10 protein-coding genes are annotated in these 16,711 nt (G+C 74.2%); 5 read left to right on the top strand and 5 right to left on the bottom strand.

Going from position 1 to position 16,711, the window contains the following annotated elements; all coding sequences use genetic code 11:
- The first annotated feature begins 87 nt into the window (after positions 1-87).
- A complete protein-coding gene (locus ACT3SP_RS08250; protein ID WP_444586788.1) occupies positions 88-3,663 on the top strand; it encodes a beta-galactosidase in 3,576 nt (1,191 codons plus the stop codon).
- 256 nt (positions 3,664-3,919) lie between these two features.
- The gene (locus ACT3SP_RS08245; protein ID WP_444586787.1) at positions 3,920-4,417 is read left to right on the top strand and encodes an FBP domain-containing protein; all 498 of its coding nucleotides are present in this window, start codon (positions 3,920-3,922) and stop codon (positions 4,415-4,417) included.
- An 11-nt stretch (positions 4,418-4,428) separates the two neighbouring features.
- Here the strand turns inward: ACT3SP_RS08245 and ACT3SP_RS08240 are convergent, their stop codons facing one another.
- Genes ACT3SP_RS08240 through ACT3SP_RS08230 form a run of 3 tightly spaced genes read right to left on the bottom strand, consistent with a single transcriptional unit; the run spans position 4,429 to position 11,100 of the window.
- Entirely contained in the window at positions 4,429-5,076 is a 648-nt protein-coding gene (locus ACT3SP_RS08240) for a nucleoside/nucleotide kinase family protein (RefSeq protein ID WP_444586786.1), read from the bottom strand.
- Positions 5,066-8,368 carry a UvrD-helicase domain-containing protein gene (locus tag ACT3SP_RS08235; RefSeq protein WP_444586785.1) on the bottom strand — a complete coding sequence of 1,101 codons (3,303 nt, stop codon included), beginning with the start codon at positions 8,366-8,368 and terminating at the stop codon, positions 5,066-5,068. Before ACT3SP_RS08235 ends, ACT3SP_RS08240 begins: the two co-directional genes overlap by 11 nt.
- On the bottom strand, positions 8,365-11,100 hold the full coding sequence (locus ACT3SP_RS08230) for a PD-(D/E)XK nuclease family protein (protein ID WP_444586784.1): 2,736 nt from the start codon (positions 11,098-11,100) through the stop codon (positions 8,365-8,367). Before ACT3SP_RS08230 ends, ACT3SP_RS08235 begins: the two co-directional genes overlap by 4 nt.
- A gap of 179 nt (positions 11,101-11,279) precedes the next feature.
- Here ACT3SP_RS08230 and ACT3SP_RS08225 point away from each other — a divergent pair, with 179 nt between their 5' ends.
- The 3 genes from ACT3SP_RS08225 to ACT3SP_RS08215 are packed head-to-tail and all read left to right on the top strand — an operon-like array spanning position 11,280 to position 13,959.
- Positions 11,280-12,266 (top strand): WXG100 family type VII secretion target, encoded by a 987-nt coding sequence (locus tag ACT3SP_RS08225; RefSeq protein WP_444586783.1) that lies wholly within the window; start codon positions 11,280-11,282, stop codon positions 12,264-12,266.
- Positions 12,263-13,351 (top strand): WD40 repeat domain-containing protein, encoded by a 1,089-nt coding sequence (locus ACT3SP_RS08220; RefSeq protein ID WP_444586782.1) that lies wholly within the window; start codon positions 12,263-12,265, stop codon positions 13,349-13,351. The genes ACT3SP_RS08225 and ACT3SP_RS08220 overlap by 4 nt, the downstream gene beginning before the upstream one ends.
- 59 nt (positions 13,352-13,410) lie before the next feature.
- Positions 13,411-13,959 carry a hypothetical protein gene (locus ACT3SP_RS08215; protein ID WP_444586781.1) on the top strand — a complete coding sequence of 183 codons (549 nt, stop codon included), beginning with the start codon at positions 13,411-13,413 and terminating at the stop codon, positions 13,957-13,959.
- Here ACT3SP_RS08215 and ACT3SP_RS08210 read toward each other — a convergent pair.
- Both ACT3SP_RS08210 and ACT3SP_RS08205 read right to left on the bottom strand, forming a co-directional pair.
- Entirely contained in the window at positions 13,949-15,103 is a 1,155-nt protein-coding gene (locus tag ACT3SP_RS08210) for a hypothetical protein (RefSeq protein ID WP_444586780.1), read from the bottom strand. The genes ACT3SP_RS08215 and ACT3SP_RS08210 overlap by 11 nt on opposite strands.
- A gap of 105 nt (positions 15,104-15,208) precedes the next feature.
- The gene (locus ACT3SP_RS08205; RefSeq protein WP_444586779.1) at positions 15,209-16,708 is read right to left on the bottom strand and encodes an arylsulfatase; all 1,500 of its coding nucleotides are present in this window, start codon (positions 16,706-16,708) and stop codon (positions 15,209-15,211) included.
- Between the last annotated feature and the right edge of the window lie 3 nt (positions 16,709-16,711).

The following is a 16,711-nucleotide window of genomic DNA, read 5'->3' as shown; positions in this document are numbered from 1 at the left end:
ATCGTGAGGGGCGAGGGGTCCTGCGGGGTGTGAAACGGTTAGCTTCTTGGTAGCGTCGAGGCCCGCCCGCTCGACGAGGAGCCCCGTATGACGCCGACACATCCCGCCGGCCCCGCTCGCCCCGCCCCCGATCTCACGCGCCAGACCTTCCTGCGCCTCGGAGCCGGCGCCGTCGGCGCCCTGGCGGCCGGGTCCGCGACCGGCGCGGCCGCCGCGGCGACCGCCCCCGCTCGCCCCTCCGTCGGCCGTGCGGGGACCACCGCCGCCGAGCTGCCCCACGGCTCGAGCTCCTTCCCCGGGAACGACGGCCGCCCCCACACCGTCACCTGGGACGCCCATTCCTTCCGCGTCGACGGCGAGCGGCTGCTGATCTATTCCGGGGAGATCCACCATTGGCGCGTGCCCGCCCCTGCCCAGTGGCGCGACCTGCTGCAGATCATCCGGGCGGCCGGCTTCAACACCGTCTCCTTCTACTTCTTCTGGGGTCTGCACCAGACCACGCCCGGCGGCCCCTTCGACTTCACCGGCATCAAGGACCTCGACCTGCTGCTGACCATGGCCGCCGAGGAGGGGCTCTACGTCATCGCGCGGCCCGGCCCCTACGTCAACGCCGAGATCTCCATGGGCGGCCTGCCCGCCTACATGACCAACCGCGCCGCCCCGCTGCGCTCGACGGACCCGGAGAACCTCGCCGACTCCTGCGCCTGGCTCTCGGCGGTGGGCGAGATCATCGCCGCCCATCAGGTGACCGACGGCGGGGGCAGCGTGCTCATGTACCAGGTCGAGAACGAGCTGATCGCCGAGGACGCGGAGCGCTCCGCCTTCCTGCGGGCCCTGGCCGACCACGTGCGCTCGACCGGCATCACCGTTCCCCTGTTCCACAACGACTACGACCTGGGCGGCCGCTTCGCGGACGTCGAGGCCCACCACACCGACTTCTACGCCTACGACCACTATCCGATCGGCTTCGACGCCGGCGGCCCCCGCGCTCCGATCGGCGACTCCGAGCAGGCGTACCGGAAGATCAGCCCCGACTCCCCGCAGTTCATCACCGAGTCCCAGGGCGGGGCCTTCACCCCGTGGGGAGCCTCCTTCGACGCGAGCGCCGCCTACGAGTTCACCGACCCCGCCTTCACCCGCCAGTGGGGCGTGCGCAACCTCGCGGGCGGCGTCACCGCCTTCAACTACTACATGGCTTTCGGCGGCACCAACTGGGGGTGGACGGGCTCGCCGTCCTCGGGGTTCACCAGCTACGACTACGGGGCCGCGATCACCGAGGACCTCGGTGTCACCGAGAAGCTCGCGGTGCAGAAGGAGCTCGGCGCACTCCAGCAGGCACTTCCCCAGATCGCCTCGATGACCCCGATCGCGGCGAGCCCGCTGCTCGAGCGCGAGGGCGGGGCGATCACCGCCTATCAGCGGATCGCGACCGACGGGGAGCGGTCGGTGACCGACGGAGGCGCGCCGCGCCTGCTCGCCTTCCGCCTCGCGGATTCCAACGACGAGACCGACACCCGCTTCACCACCGCGATCGTGCTCGGCGAGCCCGAGGACGTCGGCGAGTCCGGGCACACGGCCGACGACCGCGACCGGGCGATCACCTGGACCGGCGCCTGGGACCGGGTGGAGGATCCGACGGCATCGGGCGGCACCCTCAGCATCGCCGAGGGCGCGGAGGCGAGTGCGAGCTGGACCTTCACCGGCACCGCCGTGGACGTCCTCACCGCCACCGGCACCGACCACGGCATGGCCCGCGTGCTGGTGGACGGCATCGAGCACGGCACCTTCACCAGCCACGTCGACACCGAGCAGAACAAGCCCTCGCAGATCGTCGCCCACCAGGTCGAGGGCCTCGCCGAGGGGGAGCACACGATCGTGGTCGAGGCCCTCGGCGAGCCCGCCCCGGGCGGGACCGGGACCGTCGTGGCCCTCGACGCCTTCGACCTGCCCGTTCCGGGCGGGGACGGAGGCGTCGAGATCCCCGACGGAGTCACCGGCTGGAGCCGCGTCCCCCAGCAGGAGGACGCGTTCCTGCACCTGCACGGTCGTGACGCCCTCACCCTGGTGGCGGACACGGTGATCGGCGGGCACGGCCTGCTGTACTCCACCTCCACGCCGTTCGGCCCGACGCTGCCGCGCCGCGGCGGCCACCTGCAGCACCTCATCGGTCGGGAGGGCGACCCCGCGGAGATCGTGCTGCGCTACGCCGAGGAGCCGTCCGTCGACGCCCCGGACGAGGTCACCACCGCCTGGGACGAGGAGACCGGGCAGCTGCGGCTGAACCTCCTGCACGGCGAGCAGCCCGTGCAGATCCGGATCATCGGCACCCCCCTCACCTCGACGGGCGTCGGAGAGGAGAGCCCGCTCGCGCTGCGGGTGCTGGGCCGCGCCGCCGCGGCGACGACCTGGTTCCTGGGCGGGGCGGCGAGCGATCGGCTCGCGCCCACGCCGGGCGGGGTCGACGCGCACGTGGTGGTCGAGGGGGCGGAGCTCGCACGCACGGTCACCTTCGACCGCGCCGAGGCCGATCTCCTGGTGGGCGACACCGGCCGGACCGCGCTGCGGATCGACGTGCCCGACGGGATCCGCCAGGTGCGGATCAACGGACGGGCACGTCCCGTGCACGACGGCATCGCGACGGCGCGACTCGACGCCCCGGACCCCGCCCCCGTGCCGGACCTCGCCTTCCGCACCATCGAGGAGGCGCCCGAGGCGGATCCGGGGTACGACGACGCGGACTGGCTGGCCGCCGACTCCACCGCAGGCAGCACCGAGCACCAGGGACCCGGCCGCGGGGGAGTCGTGCTCGACGCCCACCACTACGGCTTCTTCGAGGGCTCCATCTGGTACCGCGCCCGCTTCACCGCCGGGGCGGGCCGGGAGGTGGTGCTGCGCGGCAACGGCGGCACCGGGCAGCCTCCGCAGGGGAAGGCCCCCGCCTTCCTGCAGGTCTGGGCCGACGGCAGCTATGTCGGCGCGGCGTCGGCGGACGGCGCCGACCAGACGCTGACCCTGCCCGCCGGAACCGCGGAGCCCCATGCCGAGACGGTGCTCGCCGTGCTCGTGCACACCCTCGGCCAGAACCTCGACTGGAGCGACGACGGCCTGTCCAAGCAGAACCGCGGCCTGTTCGACGCGGTGCTGCCGGCAGAGGGCGAGGTGGCCTGGAGGATCCAGGGCGCCGCCGACCCCACCGGCCAGCAGGACCTGCTGCGCACCCTGTACAACGTGGGCGGGCTGCACGGGGAGCGGGAGGGCTGGCACCTCCCCCAGGCCGATGACACGGACTGGGAGGCGACCGACACGCTGCAGGCCGACGCCCCCGGGGTGCGCTGGTACCGCGCGGACTTCGAGCTGGATGCGCCCGAGGGAGTCGACGTCGCCTGGCGGCTCGCCCTGCGCTCGCCCCGCTTCGAGGACGGGCGGCAGGATCCCTGCCAGGCCGTGCTCTACGTCAACGGGTGGAACGTGGGGGCCTACATCGGGGACATCGGCCCGCAGAGCGAGTTCGCGGTGCCCTCCGGCCTGCTGGACCACCACGGCCCCAACACCCTCGCGCTCTGGGTCGCGGCGAAGGAGGCGGGCGCCGGCCCGGACTCGATCGAGCTGGTCAAGGTCCATGAGCGGAGCGGATCCCTGGGAGCGGTCGCGCCCCTGCGGTGACCCGGCGGGCGCCGCGGTGATCCGGCGGACAAAGATCTCGCGCCGCGCGGCCGGCAGGCGTAGCGTGGACGGGTCCTGGAACGGCCAGGGCCTGATGGAGGAGGAGTTCGGCATGCGCACCAGCCATGCAGGAAGCGGGGCGGCCCACGCGGCCTGCTCGGCGTGACCTCGCGCCACCGTTTCCCCCGAACCCTTCCGCACACCCCGACACCGCCCCGAGCGGTCGCAGCGGTGTGCCCTCCGTGAGGACCCCTGCATGAGACCCCTGACCGAAGAACAGATCCGCAGCGCGTTCGTCAACGCCTCCAAGGGCGAGGCGAAGCGCGCCTCCCTGCCCGACCTCTCCGCCGTGGAATGGGAGCGCCTCGACTACCTGGGCTGGCACGACGCCAAGCGTCCGCAGCAGCACTACGTGGCGCTCGAGGTCGACGACCAGCTGGTGTGCCTGCTGATGCGCGGCGCCGAGAACCCGCCCGCCCGGAAGATGATGTGCGGCTGGTGCGAGGACATCATCGACGGCGTGCACGCCGCCTCCTTCGCCGTGCCGCGGGCCGGCGCGAGCGGACGCCACGGCAACACGCTCGGCACCGCCGTCTGCGCCGACTTCCGCTGCTCGCGCAACGTGCGCCGGAAGCCCACGGCCTTCGAGATGCAGACCGAGGACGAGGCGCTGCTCGCCTACCACCGTGAGCAGCGGATCCTCGGCCTCGTCGAGCGCTCCACCGGCTTCGCCCGCGCCGTCATGGGCGGCTGACCGCTCCCGGATCAGTCGAGCGAGATGACGACGTCCGCCCGGTCGCGGGTCCCCGCGACCCGGCGGGCGTTGTCCTCGTCGGGGCCGAGCGCCCAATCCCGCGCCGCCCGCGGCGCCTTGCCGAAGCGCTCGTGCCGCGCGATCAGCCGCTCGTGGCGCACCTCCTCGGGCACCTCCACGAACCAGCGCGCATCGAGCAGCCGGTGCACCGGGGCGAAGCCGTCCCCGTCCAGCAGCAGGTAGTTCCCCTCGGTGATCACCAGCGGCACTGCGGCACCCACCTCGATCGCCCCCGCCAGAGGCTGCTCGAGGCCGCGCTCGAACATCGGCGCCCACACCGGCGCGTCCTGCGGCATCGCGGTGCGCAGCCGTTGCAGCAGCGCCGTGCAACCGCCCGCGTCGAAGGTGTCCGGCGCCCCCTTGCGGGCGAGCCGGCCCAGCCTCTCGAGCGCCACGTCGGCGAGGTGGAAGCCGTCCATCGGCACCACCGCGCAGGATCCCGCGGGCAGCTGCTCGGCCAGCAGGGCGGTGAGCGTCGACTTGCCCGCCCCGGGCGCGCCGGCGATGCCGAGCAGGCGCCGGTTCCCCGTGCGCAGGGCCTCGTCCAGGAGCGTCCTCGCCGCGAGGACGGCCTGCTCCGCGGTGAGCTCAGCGGGCACGCGCGACCCCCTCCGCGGAATCCACCGCGAGCTCCACTTCGAGCACCTCGCCGCGCAGGGGCAGATGGATCAGGATCCGCGAGGGTGCGAGACCGGCCGCGGCCAGCGCCCGGGAATAGGTCGCCATCTGCCCCAGGTACCTCTCCCGCACGTGCGCGACCGGGTCATCACCCGGGTAGCTCTTGTGGTCCACCAGCACGATCTCCCCCGTGGGCAGGCGCAGCAGGGTGTCGATCCATCCCTCCATCACCTGGTCCTCCTCGTTCCACCAGCTGATCGGCTGCTCGGTGAGCTCCTCGGCACCCGGGAAGCCGTCGGCGAGGAAGACGGCCCAGGCCTCGCCCGCCTCCTGCAGCACGGCCGGCTCGACGGCGCGCGAGACCGCCCACCGCTCCACCAGCCGCGCCGCCGCCGCCTCCCGCTGGGCGTCGCCGAGGTGGGCCAGCGGCAGCGCGAGATAGGCGTGGATCGCCTCCCCGACCCTCTCCCACCGCGGGCCGCCGCCCGTCACCAGGCGACGGCCGATCGACACCGGCGCGTGCACCCGGCCCGGCGCCTCCCCGGAGGCGACCGCCGAGGCCTGGAACCGCGCCCGCACGCCCTCCGGCCGAGCCGGAGCGGGTCCGCGGAGGTCGCTCGCCGCGAGCGGGCTGCGACGTGCGCTGTACGAGGACGCGTCCTCGGCGAGGACCCCGTTCGGCGTGCGCACCACCGCCGGCAGCACGGCACCGCCGCGCACCTCGATGCTCGACCCGCCGGGGGACCAGCGCAGCAGCGGCGGTGCGTCCTCGGCGTCGGCGGGCACCAGGCCGTCGAGCACCGGGGCGGAGCCCGGGCCGCTGAGCACCGTGACGTCCGCCGAGCGGGTGAGGGCCACGTACTGCAGGCGGCCGGTCTCCTCCCGCTCGGCCCGGGCGCGGCGCCGCGCGTGGTCGGAGGCGGCCAGCGCCTCCTGCAGCGGGGCGTACCGCGGCAGCACTCCCGGCCAGTAGCGCGGGGCGCGGCCGGCGAGCGGGTCGGTGACCTCGAGCCGCTCCGAGGGCACCACGAACGCACCGGCGGTCCGGGACCTGTCGGCGGGGGCATGGTCGAGCATCACCACCACCCGGGACCACTCGAGCCCCTTGGCCCCGTGGATGGTCCCGACCCAGACGGTGTCCGGGGTGCCGGTGAGGTCGGGGCCGCGGTCCACGGCGTCCAGCGCGATCCGCAGCCCGGTCAGCGTGATGGGGGCGGAGTCCGCCCGAGCCCGCTCCGCATACCGGCCCGCGACCGCCCGCAGCGCGTCCAGGGTGCGCAGGCGCTGATCGGGGGTGGACCAGGCGCGGAGCCGCTCGGGCAGGTCGAGGGCGTCGACGAGGGCGGTGATCATCTCCACCGGGGTCAGGGAGATGCAGTCCTCGCGCAGGGACCGCAGCCCTGCCAGCGCAGGGTCCTGCCACCAGTCGGCGAACACCCTCTGCCGCCCCGCGCGGTCCGGCTCCGCGGCGAGATCGGCGAACCAGGAGCCGTGCGCGGCGTGGTCCTCCAGCAGGTCCACCAGCTCGGTGAGGGCGAGGGTGTCGCTGAGGTCCAGGGTCACCGCCAGGGCGGCCCGCACCAGGCGCCCCTCCCGGGAGGCGAGGATCCCCACCCCTTCGCCGGAGGCGGGCACGCCGCGCGCGGTGAGCGCGTCGACCACCTCGGCGGCGCGACGGTTGGAGCGCACCAGCACCGCGAGGTCCGCAGGGGAGACGCCCGGCTCGGCGAGCAGTTCGACGATCCCGTCGGCCACGGCGGTCGCGTGCTGCCCATGGGTGAGCCTCTTCGGGACTTCGGGCACCCAGGCCTCCAGCCGGCCCTCCGGATGCCCGTCCGCGGCGCGGCGCGCCACCGCCTGCGGTGCCGCGTCCATCACCACCCGGTGGCGCGGAAGCTCGGGGAAGACCTGCGGGAACACCTCGTTGACCAGGTCGAGAACCGGCTCCTGGGAGCGCCAGGAATGCTCGAGGTCCTGCACGGAGGCCGCGCCGAGGTCCGCCGCCCCGGACTCGATCCGGTCGATGATGCCGAGCATCAGGGCGGGGTCCGCGTCGCGGAAGCCGTAGATCGCCTGCTTCGGGTCCCCCACCCAGATCTTGTCCTCGACGAGCTCGCTGAGCGCGAGGAACAGGCCGAGCTGCACGGGGGAGGTGTCCTGGAACTCGTCGACCGCGAGCAGGCGGAAGCGGGAGCGGATCGCCTCCCGCGCCCTCGCGGAGGAGCGCACCAGGGCGAGGGTGCGCACCTCCTGGTCGGTGAAGTCGATCAGCCCCAGCGCGTCCTTGTGCGCCTGATAGGCCTCGAGGGACTCCGCGGCGGTCTCCATCACCAGCGCGATCACGGCGCGCACGTCGGCCTGCAGGAGGGGATTGGCGAGCAGCTCGGCGGAGACCGTGCTGGCCACCCCCAGCAGCGCCTGGTCCACGTCCTTGCTGTAGGCGTAGCCCTTCGCCTCCGGGTCCGCGGCCTTCCCGTGGGCCACGGCCGCGAGCTTCGCCCAGCGCGACCACGGGGCGCGGGCCGGCTGCGCGAGGTCGCGATGCAGGGCGTCGAGGGTCTCGAGCCGCGTGCGCACCGTCCCGGCGCCCTTCTGCGTGAACGGGCCGTCGCCGGCCTCCGAGGCGTGCACGTCCTCCCACAGCCCGACCAGCGCCGCATCGAGCGCGGCGAGCCAGGCCGGGCGCCGGTCCTCGGCGGCGGCGGGCGGCAGCGCGGCCTCCCTGTACTCCTCCCAGGCGGTCGCGACGCCGTCCCGCAGCGACTGCGCGTCCAACAGGTTGGTGCGAGCCCGTGCGGCGAGTTCCCGCACATGGGCGCGCCACGAGGGGGAGGAGAGGTAGGGCAGCTCCGGGTCCTCCTCGCCGTCGTGCTCGGTGCGGGCGAGCAGGTCGGTGGCCCGGGATCCGGCCAGCGCCGCGGTCTCGTCGATCGCGGCGCGGAAGGCCGCCCGCTGCCGGTCCTCGTCGAGCACCTGCACGTCGGGGGAGATCCCGGCGTCGAGCGCGAACTCCTTCAGCAGGTCGCCCGAGACCGAGTTCACGGTGCTGATCAGGGCGCTGTCGATGCCGCGGGCGGCCTCGAGCTGGCCGCGCTCGAGCAGGGTGCGCCGCACCCGGTCGCGCAGCTCGGCGGCCGCCTTGGTGGTGAAGGTCGTGGCGATCAGCTGGGACGGGTCGAGCCCGTCCGCGATGCGCTGCGCGATCTCGTGGGTGAGGGTGTGCGTCTTGCCGGATCCGGCCGACGCGTTGATCAGGGTGAAGGTGGGGCTCATCGCCGGTCTCCCGTCAATCCGCACAGCGGCGCGTGCTCGCTGCCGGCGCAGTGGTTCTCGACCAGCAGCCCGCCGGCCTCCCGGGCCGCTCGCCGGGCCTTCGCGGTGGCGCTGCGGACGGTGCTCCAGCTCGCCCCGACCTCCAGCCCGGCGCCGTCCAGCAGCTCCCGGCAGCCGGCGCGCACGGTGCCGGCGGCGATCTCGTCGAGCGCGGCGGTGACCGCCGCGACCATCCGCCGCCAGGACTCGCCCGTGTCCATCGGCGGGCGCCGATGCGGGTCCAGCCGCGGATCGGAGGAGACGAACTCGCCGCTGCGCAGCAGGAAGTAGCCGACGTCCGCGGGCGGGGCGGCGGGATCCTCCTGCGCGAGGGTCCAGGCGTAGGCGGCCAGCTGGATGGCCTCGCCGGTGTCGTGGAGGTCGCCGTAGCGGGTGCTGCTGCGGGACCACTTGAGGTCCAGGACGGTGGGGCGACCCTCGGCGTCCACCGCGTCCATGTCCCGGCTGCCGCGGAAGCGCACGGTCCGCTCCCCGCCCGCGAGCGGGAGGGCCAGCGGCACGTCGAAGCGGGATTCGGTGCCGGTGATCCGCAGCCCGGCCCGGGCGGTGCCGGCGAAGAGCTCGCCGAGGGCGCGCACCGCCCGCTCGCGCACGTCGGCGCGTTCGGCGGCGCGGCCGGGAAGGTCGAGCTCCGAGGCGAGCTGGGGGACGAGTCGGTCGAAGACCTCCCCGATCCCGGTGCTGCTCGGAGCCTCCAGCGCCGTGCCGCCGAGTGCGGCGTCGAAGCGCTCGTGCACGAGAGTCTCGACCACCGCGTGCACGAGGGTGCCGATCATCCGGCTGCCGGTGGGCAGAACGGCGACCTCGGCCGGGCGGATGTCCAGCGCGTACTCGAGCGTCCAGTGCTGGGGACAGGCGATCAGCGCGGCGGCCTGCGTGTAGGAGAGCCGCTCGGGCAGCAGGTGCGGGGCCGGGGCGATGCGACGCACCAGCTCCTGCGGCGGCGCGGGATGCCGCTCGGGCGGGATGGTCACCGGCAGGCTGCGGCCGGCCAGGGACCAGGTGCCGCCCTCGACGAGGGACTCGGGGGAGCGCCGCGCCCGCCCCGAGGCGGCCTCGAGGTGCGCGAGCAGGCCGCTGGGGCCCGGCACCTCCTCGCAGCGTCGGCCGGGCAGCACCGCCACCACCGATCGGGCCCGGCGCAGGGCCGCGAGGGCGGCGTCCACCTGCAGGGACGCCATCTGCGACGGTTCCAGGACCCGTCCCCCGCCGGCGCTCAGGGCCTTGGCCTCCGCGGGGTCCCAGCGCGCGGCGGAGGGGGTGTCGTCGGCCGACGGGCCCCACCACAGCACGGTCCCGCCCATGGTCTGCATGTGCGCCGGCCGAGTGGTCACGGCCCACTCGGAGACCTCGCGGACCGCACGCGGCGACGGGCCGGACCCGCCGCAGCTGTCGATGATCTGCTGCAGGGTGCGGCGGGTGAGCGGCGCGTCCGGATCGAGCATCCCCAGCACCTGCTGCAGCACCTGCACCTGGGTGAGGCTCGCCAGCAGGTCGCCCTCGCCGCGGGTGACCGCGCGCAGCCGCTCCACGAGCCAGTCCAGGCGTCGCGAGAGCTCGGGCGGTCGCAGGTCCCCGACGGGCAGCGGGTCTCGCACCAGGGCATCGATCGCCCTCGCCGCCGCGAGCGCCTTCTCGTGCCCGTCGCCGGCGTCCTCCGCGATCTCGGTGAGTGCGGCCTGCCAGGCGGGGCCGCCGATGCCGGGCTCCCGGCCGAGGGCCCGCAGCAGTCGGCGGCGGGCGGCGGCGGGCACCAGGCCGACGGGCTCGGCGTCGCCGTCGGCCCCCGGCAGCACCCGCAGGTCGAGCAGTGCGGCGAGCTGATGCACGTCCACCGGGGCGGTGGCGACCTCGAGGAAGAGGCCGAGCACCTGATGGTGGGCGCGGTCGCGGGACGGGGCGACGTGGCCGACGGCGGGCAGGCCGCGACGGTGCAGCGCACGATCCAGCACGTCGGTGTCGGCAGCGGCCAGGACCGTCAGGGGGCCCTCCTCCGTGGCGGGCGCCGCAGCCAGGAAGCGTGCGGCAGCATCGGCGGCGGACCACTCGTCCAGCGCCTCGACCACGGTCAGCGCCGGGTCGCCGCCCGGCGCCGCCTCCGACGTCGTGCAGCGCACCCCGGCTCCCTGCAGAAGGGACAGCAGGTGGGGCCAACGCCCGGGCAGGGCGTCGGCCGCCTCGTGGAGCACGATCTCCTCGATCCCGAGCGGCCACCCCGCGGCCTCTCCCTCGAGCAGGGAGCACACCTCGGCGAGGTCGTCGGCCGGGGCGGGGGAGAGGGTGCCGGCCGCGCCGAGGCGCACCGAGCGCTCGAGATCGCGCATGGTCGCCAGGCGCTCCGGAAGCGTGCCCTCGGCCTCCCCGATCCGCCATCCGGTCTCCACCGCGGCGTCGCGCCGGCGCAGCAGCTGCCGGGCCGTGCTCCAGGGGTCCACGGCGAAGGAGCGCGCGGGCCAGAACGCCGACGGATCCGGCAGCGCGGCGAGGTGCTCCTCGATCAGCCGCAGGTACTGCGCGACCCGCACCGCCGGCTCGACCGAGGGCCGGGTCAGCCCGAGCCGGTTCTGCAGCAGCTGCACGAGCGCCCGCGGCCCCATCCGTGCGCCGCCCAGCGCGCCGTGCCCGTCGGCCCAGGCGGCGCCGTCGAGGGACCAGCCGAACTCGATCCGCATCCACCGGCTCCTTCTCGTGGTCGTCCCCGCGGGTGTCCCCGTGGTCGTCGCGGCCCCGTCGGCCTCCGGTCCCACAGTAGGGGAGGCGGCCGACGACCGAGGCGGGACACCTGGATCGGCGCTGCGCGGTGCTGGTAGCGTCACGGCCATCACGAGTGCGGATCCGGGGGGAGACAGCGATGGCGTTCCAGGGGATGGACGTCCAGCAGGTCGCGGAGCACGCCGAGCGGATCGACCGCGGCCGGGAGCAGCTCGCCGAGGAGCTGCGGGCGGTCGAGTCCACCGTCGGCGCCTCCCACGGCTTCTGGATCGGACCGGATGCCGACCGTTTCCGGGACCACTGGAACACCGTCTACGCCGGCGCGGGGCAGGGCGCGCTCGCGCAGCTCTCCGACCGCGCGAGGACGCTCGGGGACGAGGTCGAGGAGCAGGAGTCCGCCTCGTCGCCCGAGGACGGGAGATCCGGCGAGGACGGCAGGTCCGGCGACGGATCCGGCACCGGCCCCGGCAGGGGAGGAGCCTCGGACACCGCGGCCGACGACGGCGACGATCGCGGCTCGGTCGATCCCGAGGTGGCCCGGGCCTGGCGGGACATGACCGACGAGGAGCGTCGCCAGGTCGCCCAGGAGATCGTCGACGGCGAGTTCGCGAAGTACGGGCTCGACCCCGTGGACATCTCCTTCGAGGACATGGACGGGAACGGGTACTGGCGCGACGGATTCCTGACGCTCGGGCGCAAGCTCGCCATCAATCCCGACCGTCTCTCCAACCCGGACATCCTGCACACCCTCGCCCACGAGGTCCGCCACGCCGCCCAGCACGAGTTCATCAGGAGGACGGCGCCGGAGATCCGCCCCCCGATCACCGGCAGCAGGAGGAACGAACGCTTCGCGGAGATCGAGGAGGAGCACGGGGTGACCCGCGAGGAGATCGAGTCCTGGCGCAGGAACTTCGGCCCGTTCAGCTACAAGAGACCACCGGATCCGCTCCCCGAGGAACACTCCGACGAGGAGAAGGCGGAGTACGACCGGAAGTTCCAGGAGTACCTCGACCAGCCCGTCGAGGTCGACGCCCGCACGGGCGGGCGCGAGTTCGTCGAGGGCCTCACCCTCGAGGACCTCGAGGACTACCAGCGCGGGGCCGGCGTGCCGGTCGGTGAGCGATGAACGCCTCGCTGCCCCGACGCACCACTCTCGTCGCGGGGGTGCTCTCGACGCTCGCCGCGTGCGGCCGCACGCCGACCTCCGAGTGCGTGCAGGGCCCCGCGGCGGGCACCGACGGGGACACGGCCGACGGGGCGCCCGGCGACGCCGACCCGCTGCCGGGCACGGTGCTGTCCGAGCGCGGGCTGGCGCTCTCCCCGGACGGCTCCCGCCTCGCGGCGAACCAGACGACCGACCGCCGACGGCTGGGGCTGAGCGACACGGCGGGGACGGTGGTGTGGGACGCCCACAGCGGCGAAGTGCTCACCCGCTTCGACAACGGCCGTGCGGGGGCTCTCGCCTGGCACCCGGAGGACGAGCTGCTCGCCGTCGGCGGACGGTCCACCATCCAGCTCAGCACGCCCGGCGGCGAGGTGCTGTGGACCCTCAGCGGCCACGAGGAGCCGCGCGGCGCCCCGGCGGAGATCCGGGACCTCGCCTTCAGCCCCGACGGCCACGCGCTGGCCTCGCTCGGCAGCGACGGGAACGTGCGTCTGTGGACGGTCGGCGGGCGGCAGTGCTCCCCGGGGCGGGTGCTGAGCGTGCGCGGCCGGGACGCGCTCACCCTCGCCTGGTCACCGGACGGCGGCACCCTCGCGGTGTCCGGCCCCGGCCGTGCGGTGGAGCTCTGGGACCCCGCCTCCGGGGAGCGGAGGGCGCGGCTCTCCGACATCGACGGATCCCCGTACGGAGTCGCCTATGACGAGGACGGCTCGCTGCTGGTCGGGACTGCCGAGCCCGTCGGCCTGCTCGTCGTCGACGCGGCCGACGAGACCGGCGGGTCCGCCGAGTCCGGGCCGGAGCCGCTGTCGAGGCGTCCCCGCTCGCTCACCGCCTCCGGCGATCGGATCGCCGTCGGCGGCGAGAACGACAATCAGGTGATGGTGTGGGATCGTGCAGCGGACGAGCGGACCGACCTGCCGCGGGTGCCGGGATCGGTGGGACGTCTGCGGTGGTCGCCGAGCGGTGACGTGCTCTTCGGCGTCTCCGCCGGCGAGGGCGTGGTCCGCTGGGACGGCGGGCAGTGGCATCCCCTCGACGGTCCGTGACCTCGAGGGACGTCGAAGCACGTCGCGGGGTGCCGGGAGAGCGAGACGGAGGAGCGGACATGGCAGGACCTGAGGATCGACAGCAGGAGACCTTCGGCGACCTCGCCGAGGCCTTCGTGCGCGCGCCCGGCCCGGCGACGCTCGAGAGGCTGCAGGCCGCGATACTGCGGGCGCCCGGATTCGACCCGCTGGTGTCGGTCGGGGCGATCCTCGCGACGGCACGGACCCCCCGCGCGGTGCTCGACGAGCTCGGAGCCCGGATGCCGGGACTGCTGCTGAGCCCGTCGGCGCACGCCGCGCAGGCCCGTGCCTTCGCGGAGCTGGGCGAGGAGGGGCCCGCGGGGATCGAGCGCCGTATGGCGCAGCTGGCGCTCGAGGCCGTCCGCGGCAGCGGCGAGGGCACCGAGCAGAGTCCCTACCGGGTGCTGCGCCTCGAGGACGAGTACGACCTGCTGGCGGCGGAGGGCCGGCGGTCGACGGGGCAGACGGAGCACTCCGACGACCGTCGCGTCCTCGACGAGCACTCCCTGGCGGACGACGGCCGGATGTGGTTCGAGCTGCTGTGGCGGTCGCCGACGGATCTCAGCGGTCGATCCCTCAGCGGTTGAACGGGTCGTCGGAGCGAACCGGCCAGCTGAAGCCGCGCTCGTAGAGCGTGGAGGCGGACTCGTCGGGGGCCAGCACCAGGTCCACGCCGTCCCCGGTGACGTGCAGCGTGCCGTCGCCCTGCTCCTGAACCGTCAGGGCGATGTCGAGGGTCTCCGCCTCGAGGAACTCGTGGATGGACTGGCCCTCCTCCCGCAGCGGCTTCAGCGAGAGCTCGACGGCGCCCTCCCCGGTGCGCTGGTAGGTCCCGCTCAGCAGCGTCCCGTCGGCGAGGCGCAGCTGCACCTGGGAGGCCTCGCCGTAGAGGGTGTCGCCGAAGGCGATGCGGGCCCAGCGGTCGTCCTCGCTCAGCTGTGCGGCCGGCTCCGCGGTGTCCTCCTGCACGGTCCACACGCCGGCCGGCACCGAGTCGTCGGTGCTGCGGGGCTCGTACAGCTGCGCGCTGCTCCAGGCGACCAGCACGGCGATCGCCACGGCGGCGATCGGCCCCAGGACGTTCGTGACGCGGGCCAGGGGGCGCCAGGGGATCAGCGTGGGGAGCGGACCGCGGGGGATCTGCCCGCGCGTGAAGAAGGCGCGGAAGACCCGGGGCATCCACGGGATCAGCACGATCAGCGCCATCACCAGGTAGATCAGGGTCGGGGTCTTGACCATCACGTCGTAGCCCAGGTTGAGCACCAGCACGAGCGCCATCGACCCCGCGGCGAGGACGGCGCCGAAGGGCACCGAGCGGCGCCACAGCAGGGCGAGGCCCGCCCCGGTCTCGGCCAGGCCCGCCAGGAACTGGAACAGGGGGGAGAAGGCGACCATCCGCCAGAGCAGGCCCATCGGGCTCATCTCGCCGTGGGCGATCAGTGCGTCACCGGGGTCGGAGAGCCCGAACTGGCCCAGGACGAGCTTGGTGCCGCCGTAGTAGAGCAGCACGAGGGCCAGCAGCAGGCGGACGGCACCGTGCGCCCACCAGCCCATCGTCACGGCGACGGTGCGGCCTATCCGTTTCTCGGTGGAGTAGTCGGCGACGGACCCCGCGGACCCGTCGGTCACGGCAGCCTCGGCAGGGCCGGTGACCTCGGCGTGCTCGACGGGCTCGGGGACGGGCCGGCCGGCGGCGGGCTGGTCGGGCGAGGGCTGGTCAGTGGTGCTCATGGGGCCACTCCATCGCAGCGGAGGGCCCTGCCGGATCAGTCGCCGGGGTGGACCGGGGTCGACTTTCGGCGGATCATCACCGTTCGGTGCGCCTCCGGCAGCACGTCACAGCCGGGCGAACTCCCGCACCCAGGACGCCTCGGAGCGCAGCCGCCGGCCCGGCACCAGGTGCCCGTCGGCGACGAAGCCCTCCTCCCGTCCGCGCAGCTCCTCGACCAGGATCTGTCGGTGCCGGGCCAGCTCCTCGGCGTGCTCTGGGAGGGGAGCCAGGTCGTGCAGCTCCTGCGGGTCGGCCTCGAGGTCGAACAGCTGCTCGTGGCCGTCCCCGGAGAACCATATGTATTTGCGGCGCTCGGAGCGGATCCACTGCATCGAGTGTCGGCCCAGCGACCCGATCAGGTGCTCCCCGTGCAGGTGCTCGCGCAGCGTCTCACCGCGGGTCGCCCCGCGCAGACTGCGCCCATCGACCCCGTCCGGCACCTCGGCGCCGGCCAGGTCCAGCAGCGTCGGCATCAGATCGCGCAGTTCCGCGATCGCGTCCACCTCGCCGGCCTCGCCCCAGCCCTCACGCCAGCGCGGCGGGACGTGCACCACCAGCGGCACCCTGGCGGAGCCCTCGTAGCCCACGGACTTCCGGTACATGTCGTGGTCGCCCATCATGTCCCCGTGGTCGGAGACCACCACGATCACGGTGTCCTCGAGCATGTCGAGGTCGGAGAGTGTCTCGCGCAAGCGGTTCAGCTGCAGGTCGATGAACTCGATCGAGCCGTAGTAGCCCGCACGGACCTGCTGATGGGTGGTCTCCTTCTGCGCCCCGAACTCCGCCTCCGCACGGAAGTCGCGGCGGTGCGCGTCGAAGCGGGAGACCCAGTCGCCGATCGGTCGCTCGGGGATCTCCCGCTCGCGGTATTTGTCCCACAGCCACTGCGGCGGGTCGTAAGGCGCATGCGGCCGGTGGAAGGACATGTACAGGAAGAGCGGCCGGGTCGGGTCGCGCCGTTCGAGGACCCGGAAGGACTGATCGGCCACCCAGCGCGTCGGGTGCAGCCGCTCCTCGCGCTCCCAGGGTCGCGCCGTCATCGCGTTGCAGCCGATGCCGGTCTCCTGGTGATCGGCGCGCGGGTCGCCGGTCTCGCGGCGCAGGAACTCCACATAGTCGTCGATCGCCGCCGACGGGCCCCGGGTGAGCCGGCGCGAGACGTGCAGGAACCCGTCGTGCAGCAGCACCTCGTCGAACCCGCACCGCGCCCGGTCCGGGAACACGTGCATCTTTCCCACGCCGACGGTCTGGTACCCGGCCCTCCCCAGCGTGGACTGCAGGGTCACCGGGTAGGCGTCCGGGAAGGAGATCCCCTCCCGGTACCCGTAGCGGCCGTGCAGGTCCGGGGACTTCCCGGTGAACAGCGCGACCCGTGCGGGGACGCAGGTGGGCGTCGCCGAGTAGGCACGGGTGAAGCGGTACCCCTCCCGCGCGAGGTCGTCGAGGTTCGGGGTGTCGATGAGGTCGTTGCCGGCGGCGCCCATCGCATCGGCCCGCATCTCGTCGACGCACACCAGGATGATGTTCGGCTGCCCGATCGAGGGGGTGTCTGGGGCGGGTGTCACGGC

Source organism: Brachybacterium sp. AOP43-C2-M15 (assembly GCF_052446295.1).
Lineage (GTDB): Bacteria > Actinomycetota > Actinomycetes > Actinomycetales > Dermabacteraceae > Brachybacterium.
This window is presented reverse-complemented; position numbering and strand designations above follow the sequence as displayed.